This window comes from Sphaerisporangium sp. NPDC049003, from assembly GCF_043197795.1.
Lineage (GTDB): Bacteria > Actinomycetota > Actinomycetes > Streptosporangiales > Streptosporangiaceae > Sphaerisporangium.
Window position 1 is genome coordinate 24202 of record NZ_JBICTU010000038.1, and the last position, 23242, is coordinate 47443.

Annotated in this window: 20 protein-coding genes and 1 riboswitch; of the genes, 9 read left to right on the forward strand and 11 right to left on the reverse strand. The window is 69.9% G+C overall.

The genetic code is table 11. The features are described from left to right. Positions 1–96: 96 nt before the first annotated feature. Positions 97–1524: a trehalose-6-phosphate synthase gene (locus tag ACGFIV_RS31835; RefSeq protein ID WP_392838542.1), complete on the reverse strand. Its 1428-nt coding sequence runs from the start codon at positions 1522–1524 to the stop codon at positions 97–99. A gap of 163 nt (positions 1525–1687) precedes the next feature. Here ACGFIV_RS31835 and ACGFIV_RS31840 point away from each other — a divergent pair, with 163 nt between their 5' ends. From ACGFIV_RS31840 to groL, 5 genes are all read left to right on the forward strand, one after another. Continuing rightward, positions 1688–2242, forward strand: coding sequence for an RNA polymerase sigma factor (locus ACGFIV_RS31840; RefSeq protein ID WP_358555995.1), 555 nt, complete (start codon positions 1688–1690; stop codon positions 2240–2242). Positions 2243–2390: 148 nt separating this feature from the next. Then, positions 2391–2554, forward strand: a riboswitch (SAM riboswitch). Between the two features lie 14 nt (positions 2555–2568). Continuing rightward, positions 2569–3864, forward strand: a complete 1296-nt coding sequence (gene thrC / locus ACGFIV_RS31845) for a threonine synthase (protein ID WP_358555998.1) — start codon at positions 2569–2571, stop codon at positions 3862–3864. Positions 3865–3877: 13 nt separating this feature from the next. Further along, the gene (locus ACGFIV_RS31850; RefSeq protein ID WP_358556001.1) at positions 3878–4153 is read left to right on the forward strand and encodes a MoaD/ThiS family protein; all 276 of its coding nucleotides are present in this window, start codon (positions 3878–3880) and stop codon (positions 4151–4153) included. Positions 4154–4493: 340 nt separating this feature from the next. Next, positions 4494–4694 carry a cold-shock protein gene (locus ACGFIV_RS31855; RefSeq protein ID WP_248960783.1) on the forward strand — a complete coding sequence of 67 codons (201 nt, stop codon included), beginning with the start codon at positions 4494–4496 and terminating at the stop codon, positions 4692–4694. Positions 4695–5080: 386 nt separating this feature from the next. Continuing rightward, entirely contained in the window at positions 5081–6706 is a 1626-nt protein-coding gene (gene groL / locus ACGFIV_RS31860; protein WP_358556005.1) for a chaperonin GroEL, read from the forward strand. Positions 6707–6854: 148 nt separating this feature from the next. Here groL and ACGFIV_RS31865 read toward each other — a convergent pair whose 3' ends face one another. The 4 genes from ACGFIV_RS31865 to ACGFIV_RS31880 all read right to left on the reverse strand — a co-directional run bounded on the left by ACGFIV_RS31865 (position 6855) and on the right by ACGFIV_RS31880 (position 10622). Beyond that, the gene (locus ACGFIV_RS31865; RefSeq protein ID WP_392838545.1) at positions 6855–7493 is read right to left on the reverse strand and encodes a TetR/AcrR family transcriptional regulator; all 639 of its coding nucleotides are present in this window, start codon (positions 7491–7493) and stop codon (positions 6855–6857) included. A gap of 260 nt (positions 7494–7753) precedes the next feature. Further along, complete coding sequence (locus tag ACGFIV_RS31870; RefSeq protein WP_358556016.1) at positions 7754–8203, reverse strand: GNAT family N-acetyltransferase; 450 nt, start codon at positions 8201–8203, stop codon at positions 7754–7756. A gap of 5 nt (positions 8204–8208) precedes the next feature. Beyond that, positions 8209–8367: a DUF397 domain-containing protein gene (locus ACGFIV_RS31875; RefSeq protein WP_392838547.1), complete on the reverse strand. Its 159-nt coding sequence runs from the start codon at positions 8365–8367 to the stop codon at positions 8209–8211. Positions 8368–8516: 149 nt separating this feature from the next. Beyond that, positions 8517–10622 (reverse strand): HelD family protein, encoded by a 2106-nt coding sequence (locus ACGFIV_RS31880; protein WP_392838549.1) that lies wholly within the window; start codon positions 10620–10622, stop codon positions 8517–8519. Positions 10623–10841: 219 nt separating this feature from the next. On the opposite strand from ACGFIV_RS31880, the gene ACGFIV_RS31885 reads away from it, so the two are divergent. After that, positions 10842–11135: a hypothetical protein gene (locus tag ACGFIV_RS31885; RefSeq protein WP_358550744.1), complete on the forward strand. Its 294-nt coding sequence runs from the start codon at positions 10842–10844 to the stop codon at positions 11133–11135. Between the two features lie 237 nt (positions 11136–11372). Here the strand turns inward: ACGFIV_RS31885 and ACGFIV_RS31890 are convergent, their stop codons facing one another. The 4 genes from ACGFIV_RS31890 to ACGFIV_RS31905 all read right to left on the reverse strand — a co-directional run bounded on the left by ACGFIV_RS31890 (position 11373) and on the right by ACGFIV_RS31905 (position 18054). After that, a complete protein-coding gene (locus tag ACGFIV_RS31890; RefSeq protein ID WP_392838552.1) occupies positions 11373–13040 on the reverse strand; it encodes a DNA repair helicase XPB in 1668 nt (555 codons plus the stop codon). Between the two features lie 96 nt (positions 13041–13136). After that, positions 13137–13898, reverse strand: coding sequence for a hypothetical protein (locus ACGFIV_RS31895; RefSeq protein WP_358550748.1), 762 nt, complete (start codon positions 13896–13898; stop codon positions 13137–13139). Positions 13899–13967: 69 nt separating this feature from the next. Further along, positions 13968–15542 (reverse strand): AMP-binding protein, encoded by a 1575-nt coding sequence (locus ACGFIV_RS31900; protein WP_358550750.1) that lies wholly within the window; start codon positions 15540–15542, stop codon positions 13968–13970. Positions 15543–15597: 55 nt separating this feature from the next. Continuing rightward, positions 15598–18054 carry a helicase C-terminal domain-containing protein gene (locus ACGFIV_RS31905; protein WP_358550752.1) on the reverse strand — a complete coding sequence of 819 codons (2457 nt, stop codon included), beginning with the start codon at positions 18052–18054 and terminating at the stop codon, positions 15598–15600. A 218-nt stretch (positions 18055–18272) separates the two neighbouring features. Between ACGFIV_RS31905 and ACGFIV_RS31910 the strand changes: the two genes are divergently transcribed. Beyond that, positions 18273–19391 (forward strand): hypothetical protein, encoded by a 1119-nt coding sequence (locus ACGFIV_RS31910; protein ID WP_358550754.1) that lies wholly within the window; start codon positions 18273–18275, stop codon positions 19389–19391. Here the strand turns inward: ACGFIV_RS31910 and ACGFIV_RS31915 are convergent. Next, entirely contained in the window at positions 19339–19983 is a 645-nt protein-coding gene (locus ACGFIV_RS31915; protein ID WP_358550756.1) for a helix-turn-helix domain-containing protein, read from the reverse strand. The genes ACGFIV_RS31910 and ACGFIV_RS31915 overlap by 53 nt on opposite strands. 117 nt (positions 19984–20100) lie before the next feature. Between ACGFIV_RS31915 and ACGFIV_RS31920 the strand changes: the two genes are divergently transcribed. Then, positions 20101–20703 carry an HAD hydrolase-like protein gene (locus tag ACGFIV_RS31920; RefSeq protein ID WP_358550758.1) on the forward strand — a complete coding sequence of 201 codons (603 nt, stop codon included), beginning with the start codon at positions 20101–20103 and terminating at the stop codon, positions 20701–20703. A 92-nt stretch (positions 20704–20795) separates the two neighbouring features. After that, complete coding sequence (locus ACGFIV_RS31925) at positions 20796–21194, forward strand: cold-shock protein (RefSeq protein WP_358550760.1); 399 nt, start codon at positions 20796–20798, stop codon at positions 21192–21194. Positions 21195–21292: 98 nt separating this feature from the next. On the opposite strand, the gene ACGFIV_RS31930 is transcribed toward ACGFIV_RS31925, so the two are convergent. Then, complete coding sequence (locus ACGFIV_RS31930; protein WP_392838557.1) at positions 21293–23092, reverse strand: MFS transporter; 1800 nt, start codon at positions 23090–23092, stop codon at positions 21293–21295. Positions 23093–23242 lie beyond the last annotated feature (150 nt).

Sequence of the window (23242 nt, forward strand, 5' to 3'; positions counted from 1 at the left end):
GCCTAGGAGCACTCGAACGGTCAGAACGTATCACCGCCCCCATATCAGTGGAATGTGGCTCTACGGCGAGTAACCCCGTATTTGGGACGGTCGGGGTCAGCGTTCGAGGGCGGCCAGTTGGTCGGCGAACCACCGGCTCGGGGGGAGCGCCGTCGCGGCGGCGCGCAGCCGGGTGCCCCGGTCCGCGCGCTCCTCCTCGGGAAGGACCAGCGCTTCGTGCAGGGCGTTCGCCGTGCCCGAGACGTCGTACGGATTGACCAGCAGAGCGTCGCCGCCGAGCTCGGCCGCGGCGCCCGCCTCCCTGGAAAGCACCAGCGCGCATTGGGGAGCGAGGATCGGGCCCTCCTTGGCGACGAGGTTCATGCCGTCGCGGATGGGGTTCACCAGCAGCACGTCGGCCATGCGGTAGGCGGCGAGGGAGCGGGCGTAGTCGTCGTCCACGTTGAGGATCACGGGATCCCAGTCCTCGCCGCCGAACAGGTCCTCGATCTCCTTCGCGCAGCGCTGCACGGCGGCGGTGTACTCGCGGTACTCGGGCAGGTCGTGCCGCGAGGGGTAGGCGAAGGCGAGGTGGACGACCTTGCCGTGCCACTCGGGATGGTCGGTCAGGAACTGCTTGTAGGCCGACAGGCCGCGCACGATGTTCTTCGACAGCTCGGTCCTGTCGATCCGCACTATGAGCTTGCGGTCGCCCACCCGCTCGCGCAGGGCGGTCATGTGCGACTCGACATCGGGCTCCAGGGCACGGGCCCAGAGCGCGTCACCGTCGACACCGAGGGCGTGTACGCCGATGCGCGTCGTCCGGCCCTCGTAGGTGACGGTGCGTTCGACGCGGTCGACCCGGGCGCCGAGCAGGGTCTCGCAGCAGTCCATGAACGCCGAGGCCCAGCGGGCGGCGAGGAAGCCGGCGTGGTCGGCGCCGAGGATGCCCGACAGCAGCTCGGCGGAGATGTCGTCGGGCAGCAGCGAGAAGTACTCCGGAGGCGCCCACGGGGTGTGGGAGAAGTGGGCGATGCGCAGGTCGGGCCGTTCGACCCGGAGCATCGCCGGGGCGAGGGTGAGGTGGTAGTCCTGGATCATCACCCGGGCGCCGTGCGCGGCCTCCTCGGCCAGGGCGAGGGCGAACGCGGCGTTGTAGTCCTGGTAGGACTCCCACTCTCTGCGGAACCGCATGTCGAACTGCGGCGAGTTCGGGATGTCGTACAGCAGGTGGTTGACGAACCACAGCGTGGAGTTCGCCACGGCGTTGTAGGCGCGGTGGAACGTCGCGGGCGGGATGTCCAGCATGCGCACGGGCCCGGTGTCGTAGCCCGCCTGGTCGAGGCGCCCGCTCGGAGCGAGCCGTACGGCGCTGCGGTCGCCGTCGGAGAGGGCGGCGCACACCCACAGCACGTTCGTGTCCTTGGCGACCTCCGAGAGGCCGGAGACCATGCCGCCTCCGCCCCGGCGCATGGTCAGCGCACCGTCGTCGGCCAGCGTGAACGACACCGGGCCCCTGTTGGAGGCCAGCAGAACAGTGTTCATCTGCCCATCACCACTCCTCGTCCGCCAGGTGGCGGTCGTCCCTCGCCGTTCATCTCCGCTGTGATGCGCACTCGGCCGCAGATTAAATGAATTTAACGCTCCCAATAAGATGGGCTGATGGTCTGGTCGAGGCAAAGTGGAGACGGTCGAGGGGAGCTCCGGCATGGCGCTTGACGAGACGACCGAAGAGCTGGCCCGCGCCGCCGCCCAAGGTGATCACCGCTCCCTCGGAGAGCTCCTCCGCCGCATCGAGCCCGACGTGCTCCGCCACTGCGCGAGGCTCCTGCCCTACCACCAGGACGCGGAGGAGGCTAGCCAGGATACGTTGCTGGCCGTCGCCCGCAACATCGGAAGGTTCGAAGGGCGGGCACGTTTTTCCACCTGGTTGCACATCGTCACCGCCAACTGCGCGCGCACGACCTATCGCACGCTGAAGCGCCGGGGCGCCGAGCAGACTTCCGAGGACCTTCCCGACATGCGGGCCGACCCGCGCCGGGTGAGCGTCATCGCGGGCTCGCGGCTCGACCTGCTCGACGCCATGGAGGCGCTGGAGGCGGACAAGCCCGAGCTGGCCCAGGCGCTCGTGCTGCGCGACATCTGCCAGCTCGACTACAACGAGGTCGCCGAGCAGCTCGGCATCCCTCTCGGCACCGCCAAGTCGCGCATCCACCAGGCACGCAAATACGTGCAGGCGGCCCTCGGCGACGCCTACAGGTGAGCCCGCGATCCCACCGCGCGGTCACTCCGGCCGCGCGTCGGTGATACGCGGTCGTCTCGCTTGGTGAGACAACTCGCCGAACCCGCTGGCGGGCAAGGTACAGTTCTTTTGTCCTGCCTGAAACATCGGCGGGATCACAACTTCATATTGCTCATCCAGAGGGGTGGAGGGACCGGCCCTGCGAAGCCCCGGCAACCCTCCCGGCTGTGGTCACACGCGTCTCCGAACGACGCGGCATCCGACCAACTGAGACCAGCCGGGACAGGTGCCAATTCCGGCCCGTGATCAAGGTGGTCCGGGCGAAGATGAGGGAAAGGCCTCGCTTCATGGCGCTCGCAACAGCTGAGACAACGACCACACTCGACTTCGGCCCCGCCGTCGCGCTCTCCTGCCGCGAATGTGGCACTCGCTACGACCTCGGACCGATCTTCGCCTGTATCGAGTGTTTCGGGCCACTCGAAGTGGCCTACACCTGGGACACCCCCGAGGCCGGCCGCGCCGCGTCGGTGACCCGCCGGGAGATCGAGTCCGGCCCGCAGAACATCTGGCGCTACCGCTCGCTCCTCCCGGTGCCCGCCGACGTCATCTCCAAGCCCAACCTCGCGCCCGGCTGGACCAAGCTGGTCAAGGCCGACAACCTGGCCCGTGAGCTGGGGATCCGGAGCCTGCACGTCAAGGACGACTCCGGGAACCCGACCCACTCCTTCAAGGACCGGGTCGTCGCGATCGCCCTTGAGGCGGCGCGCAACTTCGGCTTCCACACCCTGTCGTGCTCCTCCACGGGCAACCTCGCGGGCGCCGTCGGCGCCGCCGCGGCCCGCGCGGGGCTCGACTCCTGCGTGTTCATCCCGTCGAACCTCGAAGAGGCCAAGATCATCATGGCCTCGGTGTACGGCGGGCGCCTGGTGGGCATCGAGGGCACCTACGACGAGGTCAACCGCTTCTGCTCGGAGCTCATCGGCGACCCGCTGGGCGACAAGTGGGGCTTCGTCAACGTGAACCTCCGTCCCTACTACGGGGAGGGCTCCAAGACCCTGGCGTACGAGATCGCCGAGCAGCTGGGCTGGCGGATCCCCGACCAGATCATCGTGCCGGTGGCCTCGGGCTCGCAGCTCACGAAGATCGACAAGGGCTTCAAGGAACTGATCAAGCTGGGGCTCGTCGAGGACAGGCCTTACAAGATCTTTGGGGCGCAGGCCGCGGGGTGCTCGCCGGTGTCGTCCGCCTTCAAGGCCGGTCTCGACATCGTCCAGCCGGTCAAGCCGGACACCATCGCCAAGTCGCTCGCCATCGGCAACCCCGCCGACGGGCCGTACGTCCTGGACATCGCCCGCCGTACGGGCGGAGCGGTCGAGGACGTCACGGACGCCGAGGTCGTGGACGCGATCCACCTGCTGGCCCGCACCGAGGGCATCTTCGGTGAGACCGCCGGCGGCGTCACCGTGGGAGTGCTCCGCAAACTGGTCCAGAACGGCCTCCTGGACCCGGAGGCCGAGACGGTGGTGCTCAACACTGGGGACGGCCTGAAGACCCTCGACGCGGTCTCCGCCAAGGCCCGGCCCACCGCCGTCATCCGGCCCTCGCTCGACGCATTCCGCACGGCTATCGCCGATAACTCCTGAAAGGTCACGATAAATGAGCGTTTCTGTGCGGATTCCGACGATTCTCCGTACGTACACCGACGGTGCCGCGGAGGTGAACGGTGAAGGCGCGACACTTCGCGAGGTGTTGCAGAAGCTGGAGACCGACTTCCCCGGAATCGGTGCCCGAATTCTGGACGAAACGGGCAAGATTCGCCGTTTTGTCAACGTGTATGTCGGAGAAGAGGACGTCCGTTTTGTAGACGGACTCGACACCGTCACGCCGGACGGGGCGCAGATCTCGGTGATCCCCGCGGTCGCCGGAGGCTGACCCTCGGGTACTCCCAACGCCCACGCGTCCCTGGGACGGGTGGGCGTTGGCATGTCCAGGGGGCCTGGAACGGCCTGACTATCATAATAGAAGTTCTTACCTGGCCCTTCTGTGTAGTTTAATTATCAACTAACGCACCAGAGCGGGAAAAAGTAGCGTCCCGCTTACAGCGAACGTCAAGAAGTAGTTTGGTGTTTGACACTGTTGCGCCAAGCCTTGCCACAGGTATGGTCGAGAACGATCGACGTGGCCGAGGAGTTCGCATGCGTCTCGGTTCCGAAGGTCACGGGCCTCGCGGAGGAGTGGGTGGGGTCCGGAGCCCAGCAAGAGGAGTCGGAAAGTGGCGCAGGGCACCGTCAAATGGTTTAACGCGGACAAGGGCTACGGCTTCATCGCGGTAGACGGTGGTAAGGACGTGTTTGTCCACTACTCAGCGATCATGTCCGAGGGATACCGGTCCCTTGAGCAGGGTCAGCGGGTGGAGTTCGAGATCACACAGGGCCAGAAGGGTCCACAGGCGGAGTCCGTGCGGACTGTGTGACGACACCGGCGCTGTCCGGTCGTCGACGAAGATCCACTGGTCTCTCTCAGTCAGTAGCTGGAAGGTTCGGTTCGTCGTGCATCAGGACGGGCCGAGCCTTCCGTCATGTCCGTGCTCTCCCGCACGTGAGGTCAGGTCCAATATTCGGCATACGGTCAGAGAAATCCTTGTGCCGCCCAGGTCATAGGGGTTGTCGCTTGCACTCGGCAGGGTAGAGTGCTAAACAGTTCGTTGGCACTCTCCTGGGGAGAGTGACAAACCTGGATCGAGGCGATGGGGCCTGGCGGTTCACGGCGACAGGTGTCGTGAATTCGCGGGTCTACATGCCGTCGCGGGCGTCGGCTCGATCCGCTGCAAGCCACCCTGTATCTGGGAGGTCTAGCCGTATGGCAGCCAAGATGATCGCGTTTAACGAGGACGCCCGGCGCGGTCTCGAGCGCGGTATGAACCAGCTCGCCGATGCCGTCAAGGTGACCTTGGGTCCCAAGGGCCGCAACGTCGTGCTGGAGAAGAAGTGGGGCGCTCCCACGATCACCAACGACGGCGTCTCGATCGCCAAGGAGATCGAGCTTGAGGACCCGTGGGAGAAGATCGGGGCCGAGCTCGTCAAGGAGGTCGCGAAGAAGACCGACGACGTCGCGGGTGACGGCACCACCACCGCCACCGTGCTCGCCCAGGCGCTGGTGCGCGAGGGCCTGCGCAACGTCGCCGCCGGCGCCAACCCGATGTCCCTGAAGAAGGGCATCGAGGCCGCCGTCGAGCGCGTCAGCGAGGAGCTCTCCAAGCTCGCGAAGGACGTGGAGACCAAGGAGCAGATCGCTTCGACCGCCTCCATCTCCGCCGGCGACACGCAGATCGGCGAGATGATCGCCGAGGCGATGGACAAGGTCGGCAAGGAAGGCGTCATCACCGTCGAGGAGAGCAACGCCTTCGGCCTGGAGCTTGAGCTCACCGAGGGTATGCGCTTCGACAAGGGCTACATCTCCGGTTACTTCGTGACCGACCCGGAGCGGATGGAGGCCGTCCTCGACGACCCCTACATCCTCATCGTCAACTCCAAGGTGTCGGCCAACAAGGACCTGCTCCCGCTGCTCGACAAGGTCGTGCAGGCCGGCAAGCCGCTCGTGATCATCGCTGAGGACGTCGAGGGCGAGGCCCTGGCCACCCTGGTCGTCAACAAGATCCGCGGCCTGTTCAAGTCCGTGGCCGTCAAGGCCCCCGGCTTCGGCGACCGCCGCAAGGCCATGCTGGGTGACATCTCCATCCTCACCGGTGGCCAGGTCATCAGCGAGGACGTGGGCCTCAAGCTTGAGACCGCCACGCTCGACCTGCTCGGCCGCGCGCGCCAGGTCATCATCACCAAGGACGAGACCACCATCGTCGACGGCGCCGGTGACCCCGAGCAGATCTCCGGCCGGGTCAACCAGATCCGCGCCGAGATCGAGAACACCGACTCCGACTACGACCGCGAGAAGCTCCAGGAGCGCCTCGCCAAGCTGGCCGGCGGCGTCGCCGTCATCAAGGCCGGCGCGGCGACCGAGGTCGAGCTCAAGGAGCGCAAGCACCGCATCGAGGACGCCGTTCGCAACGCGAAGGCGGCCGTCGAGGAGGGCATCGTGCCCGGCGGTGGCGTGGCTCTGCTGCAGGCGGGCGCCAAGGCGTTCGACAAGCTGGAGCTCTTCAACGACGAGGCCACCGGTGCCGCGATCGTCCGCAAGGCGCTCGAGGAGCCGCTGAAGCAGATCGCCGTGAACGCCGGCCTCGAAGGCGGCGTCGTGGTCGAGCGCGTCCGCAACCTCGAGGTGGGCATCGGCCTCAACGCGGCGACCGGCGAGTATGTCAACATGCTCGAGGCGGGCATCATCGACCCCGCCAAGGTCACCCGCTCGGCGCTGCAGAACGCCGCGTCCATCGCGGCCCTGTTCCTCACCACCGAGGCGGTCATCGCCGAGAAGCCCGAGAAGACCCCGGCCGCTCCCGCCATGCCCGGCGGCGGCGACATGGACTTCTGAGCCTCCGGCTCGCAAGTCACCAAAAGGGCCATCCCCGGATCCACCGGGGGTGGCCCTTTGGAGTCCTATGAGATGCGGCGGCGCTACGACCTTCCCGGTGACCGCCGGCTCGTCGGAGGCGGCGCGCCCGGACTGGGAGGAAGGGCCGTCAGGCCACGCCGTAGGCGCCGATGCCGTTCTCCAGCAGGTCGAAGGCGAGCCGCGCCTGGGCGCGCACGTCCCTGACGACGTCGTCGTGGCTCTCTCCGGCAATCTTGCGCCTTATGCCGTCCGCCGCGAGCCGGCGGATGGCCGCGCAGACCTGGGCGGCGACGAGGCCGGGCCTGAGGTCGTCCTCGTCCGCGTCGGTCTCCTCCGCCAGGGTCTCGGCGAGGTGCTCCTCCCGGCGTTCGGCCAGCTCCCGCATGCGGGACATGAGCGATGGGCTCTCGTTGATCAGACGGACGACCACTTCGGCCCCGTCGTTCAGCCCGCTGCGCCAGTCGCCCTCGTCGAGCGCCTCGAAGAAGTCCCGGCGCAGCGCGGCGATCACGGACTCGCCCGCCCGCCGCTCGCGGACCACCCGGCTCGGCTCGTCCACAAAGCTGTCCTGGCGGTCGAGGAAGAGGTCCTCCTTGGTCCTGAAGTAGTTGAAAACCGTGTTGACGGAGACGTCGGCCACCCGCGCGACCTCCGCCACGGTCACGTTCTCGAACCCTCGAGTCATGAACAGGCCCATGGCCATGTCGGCGATGTGCTGCCGCGTCTCCCGCTTCTTGCGTTCACGCAGGCCGAGCTGTTCTCCCATGTCCTCGATCCTAGAGAGGAAAATTGGAGCGACACCACGGATGGTGCCACTCCATCGCCATCCGTGCTCTACGCGGGACCCTCCAGGATCGGCGCACACGTTGAGGCTCGCCATCTAGCATGTCCCACTACGTGGCACACCGTGGGACGTAGTCGCATGATGTGTCCAACCGCGTCAGGTAGCGATTCGTGAGGTCGCCGCCGGAGGTCGTTTTGGCTCTTCGGGATGGCCATCGCGCACCCTGGGGGGCGACGCGGGTGTCAGGCGCGCCGAGGCCCGAAGGGCTTGACCCACCGCCCCCACTCCTCTTGGCGTACGTAACCCGCGGCGGTCCAGGCGTGGTGGGCGAGGGTGTTGTCGTGGAGGACCATGGCGTCGGCCCGCATCCCGCCGTGCTCCACGAAGCGTCTCTCGGCCGCGTCGAGCAGCATGCGGGAGATGCCCCTGCGGCGGTGCGCGGGATCGACGGCCAGCCGGTAGAGATGGCAGCGCCACCCGTCCCACCCGGCGATCAGTGTGCCCACCATCCGCCCGCCCACCTCGGCGACCAGCAACGCCTCCGGATCCCGCTCGATCAGCCGGCGCACGCTCTCAGCGCTGTCATGCCGATCGGTCCCTTCAGCGGCTACGAGCCAGAAGGCGAGCACCGCCTCGACGTCCTCGGCCATGCCGTTCCGTACGGCAAGTCCCGTTTCCGCTGCTTTGGTCATGAACGTCAACGTAGCAAGGCATGGTCGCCGGCAACGCTTGAGCGCTGGTCAGCGCCGGTCTTCACGCCGTGGATGAACTCCTGCCATTCGGTGCTGCTGAAGCGCAGCATCGGACCGCTCGGGCCGATTGATTGACGCGCACCGCTCTCCGCATCGATGGCCATGGCCTGCCCCTTGGCGGGGGACGTGTCGACGTCGCCGCCTTGGGGGGCCACGGCTGGGTGGGTGGGTGGCACTGGGTGCCACGACACTGGGTGCCGGGTGGGCGACAAAGGTTGTCAGTCCAGTGCCCGAGGATGGGCCCTTGTCTCGGCTAGGCGAGCTGGGGTGGGAGGTCGCGGGTGTGGAGGACTCTGAGGGAGGTTACGGCGCGGGTGAGGACGACGTAGAGGCGGGCCAGGCCGCGGTCCTCGGCGTCCACGATGTCCGCCGGTTCCGCGACGACCACGTGGTCGTACTCCAGACCCTTGGCCAGCGACGCGGGGATGACCGAGACCCGCTGCTCGGGGGAGGAATCGGGCCCGAGCACATCGTGTGGGATGCCCGCCGCCGCCAGGGCGGATGCGATCACTCCGATGGAGGCGTCGGCGGCGATCACGCCGATGGAGCCCTCGTGCGCGATCGCCTCGTCCACGGCCTTCGTGACGGCCGCGGACAGGTCGGTCGCGCGCCGTACGGACAGCGAGCCGGCGCCCGGGCGCAGGGACCTGGGGGCGGCCAGGGTGGGGGCCACCGAGGGGAGCAGGCGGGCCGCGAAGTCGAGCACCTCGCGCGGGACGCGGAAGCCCAGCGTCAGCTCGGTGACCGCGCCCTCGGTGAAGCCGAGATGTTCGAGCACCTCCACCCACGACCGGGCCGACCACGGGGTGGTGCCCTGGGCCAGGTCGCCGAGGACGGTCGCCGAGCCGGTACGGCAGCGCCGTCCGAGCGCGCGCAGCTGCATGGCGGAGAGGTCCTGCGCCTCGTCCACGACCACGTGCCCGAGCGTGGGGGTGCGCTCGACGCAGTCGGCCAGCTCGTCCAGCAGCGCGGCGTCCGCGGCGGACCACTTGGCGGACTTCCACGAGCGGGGAGGCTTGGCCCAGAGCAGGGTCTCCTGCTCCTCGGGCGTCAGATCGTCCTTGGCGGCGCGGGCGAGGAAGCCGGCGTCGGACAGGAGCCGGAACAGCACCTGCTGAGGGGACACGCGCGGCCACACCTGGTCGACGAGCTGCTTGACGGGCTTGGACCTGGCGACCGCGTCCTGCACGCGGTCGTCGGGGGATTCGCCGCGCTGCTCCATGCGGACGAGGATCGCGTGGGCCAGCCGCTGGGCGAGCGCCGCGCGGCCGGGGCCGTACCGCGTGGTGCCGCGCAGGGAGGCGACGATCTCGCGCACCTCGTGGTCGGGGACGCGGAAGCGGTTCACGCCGCGGGTGATCAGCAGACCCTCCTCGGGCTTGCTGATGTGCATCCACAGGGCTCGGTGGAGGACCGGCGCCAGCCGGGCGTCTCCCTTGACCGTGGCGACGGCGGCGTCCTCGGGGGCCGAGTGGTCGCCGACGATGCCCGCGACGGTGGTCTGGTCGACCTTGACCTCGCCGAGGGCGGGCAGCACCGAGGAGATGTAGGACAGGAACGCGCGGTTCGGCCCGACGATCATCACGCCCGAGCGCGCCAGCTTCTCGCGGTGGGTGAAGAGCAGGTAGGCGGCCCGGTGCAGGCCGACGGCGGTCTTCCCCGTGCCGGGGGCGCCCTGGACGCAGACGGTCTGGCCGAGGTCCGCACGTACGATCTCGTCCTGGTCGGGCTGGATCGTGGCGACGATGTCGCGCATGGGGCCGGTGCGGGGCCGCTCGATCTCCTCGGTGAGGATCCTCGACTCCATCTGGGGCGCCGCGCCCTGGTCGAGCGGCTCGTCTTCGTACGCGGTCAGCTCGCCGCCGTGGAAACCGAAACGCCGGCGGCGCCGCACGCTCATCGGGTCGGACGGGCGCGCCTGGTAGAACGCCCGGGACACCGGGGCGCGCCAGTCGATCACCAGGGGACGGCTGCTGTCGTCGTGCACGTGCCGGCGCCCGACGTGGATGGTGACGGGGAGATCGTCGTCGTCGGCCCTGTCGAGCCGGCCGAAGAACAGCGGGGTGTCGGCGTGGTCGGCGAGCGCCGCCACACGCTGGTCGAGCAGGCCCTGCAGCACCTGTTGCGAGACCCAGTCACCCGCCGCGTCGGCCGACAGCGACTGGGCGTGCTCGCGCATCGCGCGGAGCGCGGAGCGGGACGCGGCCAGGTGGGCGCGCTCGGCCTGGAGGACCTGGGAAGGGTCGGCGGGGTCTTCGGAAGGGACGCCTGAGGGGCTTTCCGTGAGGTGAGAGGGGTCGTTCTCCGGCGTGCCGGGGTCCTCTCCGGATATGTCAGGGGCCAATTGATGTCCGGGCATGCTGAAGGACTCCTCGGGGGACGGGGGCGGTGGACAAAGGCAGCGAACCAGCAAGCCTATATGCTGACGCCACGTCCGTCGGCTCGTCCCTATGTCGCGTGTCCCCAGATGGACGTACGACGTATTGCTTGTCCGGAGTTTGCCGACTCTTGACCTTTGGGTACAGCCGTCAGGGTGACGACGCGTACCCAGTTGGCGGTCTCTCCGGTAATTCCCGCCATGGCCAATCTGCTTCTCGGCGGGCTGTGGACGTTGTCGGTCTTCGCGGGGTGGGGGTTCGCCGCGTTCTGCGGGAACGGGGAGCCGTTCGACTCGTGCATGGACCGGTTGACGGTGGTGTCCACGCTCTCGGGGGTGTTCGCGCTCGTGGCCGCGAGCGGCACGGTGGGCGGCCTATTACCACCGATAATGCGTAGATATCCGGAAAAGTCTTTGGTGCTTGTGGGGATCGCGACGGCTTCCTGGCTAATCGCGCTGGGTGTGCTTTACGTCGGCGGGTTAGTCGGTCGGTGATCTGACGAACACGTTGCGTTAGCGTATACCAAAATCGCGAAAAACCAGGACAGCCCTTGTGATTTAGTTAGATCATCGGGTATGTCGCAGTTGGCGCCGTGGGAGCCAATAGGCGAGGGGGTGATGCGGTTGTACAGGACCGACGGTATTTCGTGGACCTGAATGCCTGTCCCCTGGGCGAAGCTTTTCCTGGGACAGGTTTGGGGGGACCGGCGGCGTGCCGCTCAGCGAAACGAGTCACTCGCTGGCGAGCACGTCGTCCGCGTCGATGATTTGGTACGCATAACCCTGTTCGGCGAGAAAACGTTGCCGGTGCGCCGCGAAATCCTGGTCGATCGTGTCTCTGCTGACGACCGAATAGAATCGCGCTCCGCCGCCGTCCGCCTTCGGGCGGAGCACCCGCCCGAGCCTCTGCGCCTCTTCCTGCCGCGAGCCGAAGGTCCCCGACACCTGGATCGCCACTGAGGCCTCCGGCAGGTCGATGGAGAAGTTCGCCACCTTGGAGACCACCAGCACCTGGATCTCCTTGTCGCGGAAGGCCTGGAACAGCCGCTCGCGCTCCTTGATCCGCGTCTCGCCCTTGATGACGGGCGCGTTGAGGTGCTCGGCCAGCTCGTCGAGCTGGTCGATGTACTGCCCGATGACCAGCACCTGCTCGCCCGCGTGCCGCCTGACCAGCGTCTCGGTCACCCGGGTCTTGGAGGGGGTCGTCGCGCAGAAGCGGTAGCGCTCCTCAGACTCGGCCATCGCGTACGCGAGCCGCTCCTGGTCGGTGAGGGTGACCCGGACCTCGACGCAGTCGGCGGGCGCGATCCAGCCCTGGTTCTCCATTTCCTTCCACGGCGCGTCGTACCGTTTCGGGCCGATGAGGGAGAAGACGTCGCCCTCGCGGCCGTCCTCGCGTACGAGCGTCGCGGTGAGCCCGACCCGCCGCCTGGCCTGGAGGTCGGCGGTCATGCGGAAGATCGGCGCGGGCAGCAGGTGGACCTCGTCGTAGATCACGAGCCCCCAGTCGCGGGCGTCGAAGAGCTCCAGGTGCCGGTAGACGCCCTGCCGCCGGGTCGTCATCACCTGGTAGGTGGCGATCGTGACCGGGCGGATCTCCTTCTTGGTGCCGGTGTACTCGCCGATCTCGTCCTCGGTGAGGGAGGTGCGCTTCAGCAACTCCTGCTTCCACTGGTGGGCGGAGACCGTGTTGGTGACCAGGATGAGCGTCGTCGCCTTCGCGTGCGCCATCGCCGCCGCGCCCACGATCGTCTTGCCGGCGCCGCAGGGCAGCACCACCACACCTGACCCGCCGTGCCAGAACGAGTCGGCCGCCTCGCGCTGGTAGGGCCGCAGCTTCCAGGTGTCCTCGGCCAGCGTGATCGGGTGGTGCTCGCCGTCGACGTACCCCGCGAGGTCCTCGGCGGGCCAGCCGAGCTTCAGCAGAGCCTGCTTGATGTTGCCGCGCTCGCTCGGGTGTACGGCCACCGTGTCGTCGCCGATGCGCTCGCCCAGCATCGGCTGGATCTTCCTGGCCCTGAGCACCTCCTCAAGGACGGCCTTGTCCGTGCTGGTCAGCGTCAGCCCGTGGTGCTCGCTCTTCTGCAGCCTGAGCCTGCCGTACCTGGACATCGTCTCGGCGATGTCCACGAGCAGCGCGTGGGGCACGGGATAGCGGCTGAAGCTGATCAGCGCGTCGATGACCTGCTCGGCGTCGTGCCCGGCGGCCCTGGCGTTCCACAGCGCGAGTGGGGTCACCCGGTAGGTGTGGACGTGCTCGGGAGCGCGCTCCAGCTCGGCGAAGGGCGCGATCGCCTTGCGGCAGTCGTCGGCCCTGGCGTGCTCCACCTCCAGCAGCAGCGTCTTGTCCGACTGAACGATCAGCGGGCCATCAGACACGATCTCTTCTCCCGTTCGCATACGGCCACCGTGCTGGCGGTCCCGTCCGCTTATCCAACAAGAGAACGAGCCGGATCAGTCCCGTTTTCCCGCGGCTTGCCGCCGCGACCTGCTCCTTTACGAGGCGGCGCTGAGGACGACGACGGCCACGATCCCGAGGACGAGCAGGCCGATGTTGATCCCGATGCTGATCCAGGTCCATTTGAGCATGCCTCTGGCACGGGCGGGATCGGACTCCACTTTGCTGAGCGCGATGCCGGCGATGACGGCCCCGGCGATGCCGCCCAGCGAGACGTAGCAGCTCAGCACCAGCACGAGGCTGACGACGAGGGCGACGATCGCGTGGCTGCGCGGGCCGTCGCTCGCGGGCCTCGGCGGGTACCCGTAACCGGGCTGCCCGTACCCCGCCTGACCGTAGCCGGGCTGACCGTATCCAGGCTGGCCGTATGCGGGCGGCCCGTATCCCGGCTGGCCGTAACCAGGTTGGTCGTACCCGGGCTGGCCGTAGGCGGGTTGCCCGTAGGCCTGCTGGTCGTACCCGGGCTGGCCATAGGCCGGTTGGCCGTACCCCTGGTCGTAGCCCGGCTGGTCGTATGCCGGCTGGTCGTATGGAGGCTGGGCGGGCGCGTCGTAGGGCTGCTGGTCGTAGGAGGGCTGGGCCGGTGCGTCGTAGGGTGAACCGTATTGGTCGTATCCAGGCTGCCCGTACGGCTGGTCACGGGGCGGCTGGTCGCCGTACGGCGTATTGCGGGCGGGGCCGGCGTAGGCATCGCCGTGCGCCGGCTGGGCGCCGTAGGCGTCGTGCCCTCCTTGCGATCCGTAGGGACTTTGCCAGTCCTTGGGATTGTGGCCGGAGGACTCGGGAGGGCCGCTGCTCACGATCGTCTCACTTCTGTGGCTTTCCAGGCGGATCAACACTTACCACGTCGCGGACGGCCGCCGCGCCGCTTATCGGTCGAACTGGGACCGCAGCACCTTCCTGTCGAGCTTCATCACGCTGGTCAGCGGGATCGTGTCCACGAAGTGCAGCTCGCGGGGATACCTCACCCGGCCGACCCGTTCCCTGGCCCACTCCATCAGGCTCTCGGCCGTGGCCGCGCCCCCCGGGTTCAGCTGGACGAAGGCGACGACCTCCTCGCCGAGCCTCGGGTCGGGACGGCCCACCACCCCCGACATCGCGACGTCGGGGTGCCTGTTCAGCGCGTCCTCGACGTCGCGCGGGAAGACGTTGAAGCCGCCCCTGATGATGAGGTCCTTCTTGCGGTCGACGACGTAGAGGTAGCCGTCGTCGTCGGTGCACCCGATGTCTCCGGTGCGCAGCTCGCCGTCCAACAGGGCGTGCCCGCTCTCGTCAGGAGACCGCCAGTAGCCCCGCATGATCGCGTCTCCCCGGACGCAGATCTCGCCGATGTCCCCGGGCTCCACCGGCTCGCCGTCCTCGTCCCTGATCGTGATCGTGTATCCGGGCAGGGGCAGCCCGGCGCTCCCGGTCTTCCTGCGGTCCAGCGGGTTGAACGTGGTCACCGCGCTCGTCTCCGTCAGGCCGTACCCCTCGATGATCCGCACGCCGGGCACCCGCCGCTCGAAGCCGGTGAGCACCTCGCGCCCAAGCGGCGCCGCGCCGCACGTCAGATACTGCAGGTCGGGTAGCGGGGTGGCCTCAAGCGGCTCCGTCAGCAGCTCCTGGAGCATGGTCGGCACCACCGCGCCGTACTGCACGCGGTGCCCGGCGGCGAGCCGCAGGAACGCCTTCGGGTCGAACCACCGCATGAGCACCGTGTGCGGGGGCTCGGGAGCGTGCATCGCGGCGATCGTGATGATCAGGCCGTACGAGTGCGAGAGCGGCACCGGGACGATGGCCCGGTCGACACCGGGACGGTGGGTGAGGTCGTGCGCGGCCTTGGAGACGTGCCACAGGCCCCCGTGGCTGAGCATGACGCCCTTGGCGCGGCCCGTCGTGCCGCCGGTGTACATCAGGGCGGCGAGGTCGTCCTCGTCCCGGCCCGCGGCCCCCGCCTCGGGCGCCTCCTCCAGCTCCGCGAAGCCGCTGACGCGCTGTGTCCCACCCTGCGGGGCGCCTTCGGGGATCTCGCCGGCCACGACCACCGCGACGTCGAGGCCGTCCGTCGCCGTCAGCGCGGCGGGGAGTAACTCGGCGGAGACGATGAGGGCGCGCGGCTCGCTGTCGGTGATGATGTGCCGCAGCTCCTCGGCCGCGACCAGGAACAGGACGGGGGTCACCACCGCGCCCGCCGCCCACAACGCCTGGTAGGCGATCTGGACCTCGGGGCAGTTCACCATCATCACGACGACGCGGTCACCAGGCTCCACGCCGAGCGCCTTCAGCCCGCCGGTGACATGCCTCGTGCGCTGCGCCAGATCGTGGCCGCGGTGCCAGGACCCCTCGAAGTGGAGCGCGTCGAAGTCTCCGAGCTTGTTCCACGACTCCTCCGCCAACCGGCCAAGCGTCCGCTCCGTGCCCATCATGCTCACCTTCTCCCACAGGGATTCACGCCCTCGCACGCCAACCTGATGCGGCATATGAGGGCCGTCAACCCTTATGGTGGCGGGAGTCCGGTCAGTTGACGTCCGCGACGCCGGTGATGCGGTGGAGCGCGAAGCGGTGTATAGCGGCGCGGGTCTCGTCGTAGGCGGTGAGATAGCCGCCCTCCATGCGGGCGGGCTCAAGGATGCGGCTGGTGGCGTGGCCCTGCGAGTCGAGGTAGCCGATCCAGACGCGAGACCCCTGCCGGATGGCGTCCTGCAGCGCCACGATCGTGCTCGTCGAGGGCGAGCGCGGCACCTGCCCGTCGGGCGCCGCGACCGGATGACGGCGCGCCAGGTGGGCCTCGTCCCCGGCCCTGATGGCCCGTACGGCCGCCGCCACCAGATCGGCGTCCGGACCGGACGAGCTGATCGCCGGCCGTACGGTGGGAGGCCGTTCGGTACGCCGCGCGTCGGCCCGGGTCACCACGACGTCGCCATCGGACGACTCGGCCACGGGGGAGTAGCCGATGGCGCGCAGCGAGTCGACCACCAGCGCGCGGGAGCTCCGTGAGGCCACGACGGTGGGCGCGAGCCGCCGCAGGCGTAGCGGGACCGCCCGCTTGTCGGCCATGACCTCGTCGAGCACGGAAGGGTCGTCGCAGCGCACGTAGGCGCTGGCGGTGCCCACCCGGAGGCGGCCGTGCCTGCGGGCCACGTCGGTCACCAGGTAACGCAGCGGCTGGGGGACCGAGGTGGTCGAGTGCTTCTCCAGCATGGCGACCAGCTCGTCGGCGCTGGATCCGGCGTCCAGCGCACGCCTGATCGAGCCGTCGCCGAACCGGTAGACGGTCGCGCCGCCCTTGGACTCGATGTCGGCGGCGAGCGACAGCCAGCGTCCGAGCTCGCTGGTCAGCGGGCCGGGGGCGACGGCGGTGAGGTCGGCCTGGAGCACCACGTGGTCGACGGGCTCGGGCAGCAGCGGCGCCAGCAGCTCGGCGGGGGTGGCCGGCGCGAGGGCCCTCGCCCTGGTGGAGCTCTTGGCGGCCTCCGCCTCGCGGGCCGCCCCGGGGAGCAGTCCGCGGCCGAAGACCGACATGGCGCCGAGCCCGGTGAGGCCGAGCTGCTCGGCCTCGCGCAGCGTGTAGCCGACCAACTGGTCGCGGTAGGTGCCGCGGCGGCGGGGCTGCTCGAAGGCCAGCCGCTCGCGCACCGACTCCGCGGACGGGGCCAGGCCGGGGCCCGCCGAGGCCAGCACGCGCAGCGTCCGCAGGCGGACCTCGGGCGCGGCCGGACGACGCAGCTCGGGATGCAGGACGTTCATCAGGCGGTCGCGGTCGTCCCGCTCGCCGACGAGGCCGGGCACGCGGTCGCTGGTCAGCCAGGCCGCCGCGAGCGCCTCCCAGCGGTCCTCGGTGGCCTTGACGCGCCAGCCGTCGTAGGCCGTGGTGGGAAGCCACTCGCCGTCCACGGGCGCGCTCGACGCGATGAGACCCGCGGCGTGGACCACCTCGACGACCAGGGCGGTGGTCCACTCGGGCAGGTCGAGGAGCTGCGCGGCCTTCTTCCAGTCGCGCACCGACAGCCCGCCGGCGCGCAGGGTGCCCGGAGGGTCGACGCTCCAGTGCTCGCAAAGCTCCTCGACCGTGCGGACGAAGGTGAACGCCTGCCCCGCGGCCGTACGGTCGGCCAGGGCCTGGTCGCGCGCGGCCCCGTCGAGCGGCGGCGCTTCGGGACGCAGGTCGCGATGCACCCGGCCGCCCCGCAGGGCCAGCGCCACCTCGCGGGGCAGCACGACGCTCTCGTCGCCCGTGGCGGCCAGCAGGCCACGGGCGAGCAACTGCTCGATGGGCGACTGGGCGGTGGCCACGCTCACCTCGCGCCGGGCGTTGGGGAGGCGGCCGGTGGGCGGGCCCCAGGCCAGCTCCTCAAGGGCGGCCCGCGCCTGGGGGGCGACGTCCTCCAGCAGGCGTTCGACGACGCCTTCCCCGGCCAGCAGGGCGGCGAGGCGCTCGGGCACCGCCTCCCCCCGGACGGCCCGACCGCCTTGGACGGCCCGCCCGCCCCGGACGGCCCGGATCAGCTCCTCCACGCGCTCGGACGGGTGGTGCCGGAAGGCCTCGGCGGCCGGCGGTCCGAGCCCGGCGGGCGTCTCGGACACGTCGCGGACGCCGGGGGCGAGCCGCAGCCCGCTTTCGGGGCCGTACACCAGCGCCATCATCTGGAGCAGGTCGATCGCCTCGCGCAGCGGCTCGTCGAGGCGCGCGGCGTCCTCGGGGGAAACGGACCTGGCCACGGTGTCGCGGAGATCCTTGTAAGCCTGCCCCGGCCCCTCCTCGCTGGTCGTGACGAGGAGCGTCTCGACCACCGCGAGGGCGAAGCGGTTGAGCCGGTCGAGCGCCCTGCCGGTCGCCGAGGGGCTGGTGGCCCGGATCACGAGACCTTCGAGGTGCGCGGGAACGGGGGTGATGAGCTCGGGGCGGGCGGCCACCAGGGCGCGCAGCCGGTCGTCGGCCAGGCCGCGCAGCCACTCAGCGAACTCGGTGTTCATCACGCTCCACCGAACCCCCTGTCCACCGTTCGCCGCATGCGCGTCCCACGCCGTGGAACCGTCCCCTCCATCGTAGGAGCCCACGGGCCATCGCACGCCAGTTGCCCGATCACCGGCACTTCCGTCATTCCACCGGAAACGGGTAGCGTCACCGGCCGGCGGATAGCCATTTCGCCGAAAGGGCGCGCGGGCCGGTGGGCTGGGGCAGTATGGCGAGCGTGATCGAGCGCGCCGACCAGCTCGTCCTGGAGTACGTGAGCAAGGTGGCGGACGCCGCCCACGGCGTGCTGCGCACCGACCAGCGCCTCGATTTCGTCGGGCGGCTCCGCACCCGCATCGAGGAGGAGCGTCGCGGCAGCGCCGATCTCGCGACCGTCCGCAAGGTGATCGCCCGGTTCGGCGATCCGGGGGTGCTGCTCCAGCGGGAGATCCAGCGGCTGGCCGCAGGCGAGCAGGAGGCCGCGCGCCGTTCCCGCGAGTCCCCCGCGCCCGGCTCCCCGTCCTCTCCGGCCCTCCGCGCGTCACGTCCGGCGCCTGGCTCCGCGTCCTCAGCGTCCTCTCCGTCCTCCGCGTCTTCCGCGTCCTCTCCGGCTTTCCGCGCGTCGCGTCCGGCTGAGAACGGCTCGGCCGGGGGCCCGCCCGCCGTCCGTCCAAAGGCGGCGGACGACTTCGGCGACTCGGCCACGGAGGTCTTCCCCGCCGTGGCCGACGACGCGACCGCGGTCATCCCGGCCCAGCCGCCACGGCCGCCCAGGCCCGCAAGGCCCGCAGGGCCCGCAAGGCCCGCGAGGCCGGTGCCGCGCGGCGCCGTTCCCGCGCCCCGCGGGGGTTCCTTCGGCCCCCCTCCCGATGCCGTACGGACCCCGCTGGCGGCACGCCTGCGCGGCCGGGTGAACGCCACTTCCAGCGACGGGCGTGACATCGGCACCATCCTGCGCAACGACCGCCGCGAGGTGATCGGGATGGCCCTGCTCATCCTCGCCGGCCTGCTGATCCCGTTCCCCCTGCCGTACGTGGCGATCTTCCCGTTCCCGGTGCTGGTGTGGGCGGCGGGCGCGCTGACGGTGCTGGCGAGCGAGGGCTGGATCTTCAAGGACCGCCTGACCGGGCTGGTGGCGCCGGTCGCCGCCTATCTGGCCGGAGGCCTGCTGCTCGGCGCCCTGCGGTCATCCGAGGAGCCCACCGTGGGGCTTCAGGCGTTCGTCGACTCGTTCTGGCACGTCAGCGGGCTGATGTTCATGCTCGGAGCGGTGGGCGGGGTGATGTGGCTGGCCTACCGCCTGCTCAACCCGCCACCTCCGCCACCCCGGCGGCAGCCGCTCGGGACGGTGCGCTGAGCAGGCCCGTCGACAACCGCACCCAGGACGCCACGAACCTGTCGCGCTCGGCCCGGCCGGGAGGCTCCCCGACGGTCTCCTGGAACAGCTGGTAGTGGACCACCGCTCCGCCCAGCACCGCGCCGATGGCGGCCCAGTCGAGATCGGCTCCGGCGTACTCCGGCTGCGCGCGGAACCAGGTCGTGACCGCGTCGAACATGGGTTGGAGCAGTCCCTCGCGGACGGTGGCGACCAGCTCGGGGAACTGGCTCAGGTCGCGGAAGAAGACCCGGGTCAGCTCGCTCTCCTCGTGGGCCTTCGCGAGACCCGCCCTGCACAGGCGGGCGAGACGCTCCTCGACGGGGACCGACGCGCCGATGGCGTTCAGCTCGTCCAGTTCCTCGGCGATCTGCGCGCGTGTGCGGGTCGCGTGCTCGTTCATCGCGGCGGCGAGGACCTCGTACTTGGACTTGAAGTGCCGGTAGAGCCCGCCCGCTCCCGGCGACAGCCCGGCGGCGGCCTCGATCTCGGCGACCGAGGTGGCCGAATAGCCCCGTTCGGCGAACAGTCTCAGGGACTCGCCGATGATCCGTTCGCGCGTCGATCTCGTCATGAACGCCCGCTTTCCGGCGCGGGGACGCGCGTCGATAAGTAAGCCCTTTCTCGCCGCCAAGGGTGCCATAACCGGCAGGAGTACGCGTGACCCTCCGGGGTTTGGCATCCTTCAAGGGTGTATTCGGTAGGTTTTGATCTTGATCTGACGCTCGCGGACACCCGGGCGGGGATCGCGGCGGTCTACGACGAGGTGGCGCGCCGCCTCGGCGTGGAGATCGACAGTGCCGTCGTGATCGGCCGGCTCGGCCCGCCTCTGGAGCATGAGCTGACCTACTGGCTTCCACCCGAGGAGATCCCGGGCGCCGCCGCCCTCTACCGCTCCCTCTATCCCGGCACCGCCGTCCCGATGACCACGCTCATGGCCGGAGCGATGGAGGCCGTGGCCGAGGTGCGCCGCCACGGCGGGCGGGTGATCGTCGTCACCGGCAAGCACGGTGACACGGCCCGCCAGACCGTCGAGTTCCTCGGCCTGGACGTCGACGAGGTCGTCGGTTCGGTGTTCGGGGCGGCGAAGGGCGCCGCCATCGCGAACTTCGGGGCGGCCGTCTACGTTGGAGATCACGTGGGCGATATCGAGGCCGCGAGGGCCGGGCGCGCGGTGAGCGTCACCGTGGCGACCGGTCCGTACACCGAGGAGGCTCTGCGCGATCACGGAGCCGACTTCGTCCTGCCGGATCTGACGGGGTTCGCAGGGTGGTACGAAGCTTGGCGCGTCTAGGAAATCGGGCCGTTTCGACGGTCATGTGATGCCCCGGGTGGGCATAACCTCTATCCATTACCATTCATGACAGTCTGAACGAGGTCACCCCTGTGCCTACTGGCAAGGTCAAGTGGTACGACGCTGACAAGGGCTTCGGTTTCCTCACCCGCGACGACGGCGGTGAGGTCTTCGTGCACTCCTCAGCGCTTCCCAAGGGCGTGGAGGCGCTCAAGCCAGGTCAGAAGGTCGAGTTCGGTGTGGCCGAAGGCCGCCGTGGCCAGCAGGCGCTTTCTGTGCACGTGCTGGAGCAGCCGCCGACGCTCGCCAAGACGGTGAAGCCGAAGGGCAAGCGCAAGAAGCCCGACGAGCTGGTCGTCATCGTCGAGGACCTGATCAAGCTGCTTGACGACGTCTCCAACTCCTACCAGCGGGGCAAGCACCCGGATGCCGCCCACGCGAAGAAGATCGCGACCGTGCTGAGAGCCGTCGCCGACGACATAGACGCCTGACCGCCCCTCCCCGGGTCCTTTCCCGGAGCCCCCTTCCCCGAAGCCCTGCCGGGCCGCCATACGGCTTGTCCCGGCCGGTGGAGAGCCGGGCTCCGGGATCAGCCGTGCGGGTTGGTCAGAGGCTTGGTCGAGTCCGGCCGGGGCCTCGCGGCCTCGGGCCTGAGGCGTTCGGTGTACGAGGAGTCCTCGCGGGGCGTGGTGCCCTCGCGGTGCGGGCTGTCCGCGCGCTGCGGGGAGTTCTCGCGGTACGGGCCGTCCTCGCGCGGTACGGGCGTCCTGTGGACGTCGGTGAACGGCTTCGGCGCGGCCGTGCCCGACGGCCCGGCGGACGACCACGAAGCGGGCTGCGCCGAGGCGGGCGATCCCGAGGCGGAGGGTCCCGAGGCGGACGGCCCTGAGGCGGACAACCCCGAGGCAGACGGTCCTTTGGCCGACGGTCCCGAGGTCCGCGCGGCGCGGATGCGTTCGGAGCGGGCGCGCAGCCGGCGGTGGCGGGCGACGAGAAGCCAGGCCAGCGCGGCGACGAGCCCCACCGCGACCACGGCCAGCCCGATCGGCCCCGCGGAGCGGCCGTTCAGCAGGGACAGCAGCAGTCCGGCGAGGCCACCGCCCACCCAGGCGATTTGCAGCAGCGCCTCCACCACGCCGAAGGTCGAGGAGCGCACCTCCTCGCCGATCTCCCGCTGGACGATCGCGTCCAGCGCCAGCTTGCCGACCTCCTGCGCGAACCCCGCGACCAGGGCGACCACGACGGCCGTCCACAGCGAGAAGAAGAACGCGCTGACCGTCGCGGTCGCCGTGGCGAGCGCCAGCGAGACCAGCACGATGACCTGCGGGGAGTGGCCCCGTACCCACGAGGCGACCACCGCTCCGATCAGGCCGCCCGCTCCGGCGCCGCCCGCGAGGATCGCGATCACGATCTGCTCGGGGATGCCGCTGCCGCGAAGGTGCCCGTCCTGCACGAGGAAGAGCAGGAAGAACACCAGGAACCCCGACAGCAGCCGGATCGCGGCGTTCGCCCGCATGGCCTCGGCGACCACCGGGCCCACGTTCAGAAGGGTGCGCCAGCGAGGCCTCGCATCGTCCGCTTCCCCGTCGTCGTCGAAGTCCAGGTCGGGCGCGTCGACGTGGCGCGGCAGCCGTACGGCGACCACGCCCGCCGACAGGAAGATCACCATGGTGCCGCGCAGCACCCAGTCGGCCCCCAGCCACGCGGTCAGGCCGACGGCGACCGGGGCGGCCAGCCCTGCGGACACCAGCGAAAAGAGTGCCACCCGGGCGTTCGCGGTCACCAGCGTGATGTCGGCGGGCAGGACGCTCGGCATGGTCGCCGCCCGCGAGACGTTGTACGCCTTCGACAGCACGAGCACGGCCAGGGCGGCCGGGAAGAGCGTGAGCCCGTCGGCCGGGCCGATCGCCGCCGCCATGGCCCAGCAGAGCAGCCCCCGAGCGAACAGGGTGCCCGCCATGATGTAGCGGCGTCCCGACCGGAACCGGTCGAGCACCGGCCCGACGAAGGGGGCCACGACGGTGAAGGGCACCATCGTGATCAGCAGGTAGAGGGCCACCTGGCCGCGCGCCTGGTCCACCGGCAGGCCGAAGAGCAGGGTGCCCGCCAGGCTGACGGTGATGAGCGCGTCCCCGGCGCCGTGGGCGGCCGTCAGCTCGATGAGGCGGCCGAGACCGGTGCGGTCGGCGCCCTGCGCGTGGGTGAGTTTGCGGCTGGCGTGGCCGATGCCCCGGCCCGCGCGTACCGTCCCCCTCGCGGCCGTGCGCCCGGCGCCGGCCGTCCTCTTCGCGGCCGTACGGCCGACGCGGACCGTGCCGCGGCTCGCGGCGGCGGCGGCCTTGCCGGCACGCGACAGCGAATGCCGGGCTCTGTCCCAGGCGCCCGCCATCACGCGCGCGCGGGCGGGTCACCGGAACCGGTGGCCAGGCGTCCCACGCTTCCTCCCTCGATGCCCTCGATCATGTTCGTTCTTGGTGATGGATCTCCAGAATCCCGTGCGGGGCTTTGGTTTACAGTCTTACCCGACCCATACGAGTGA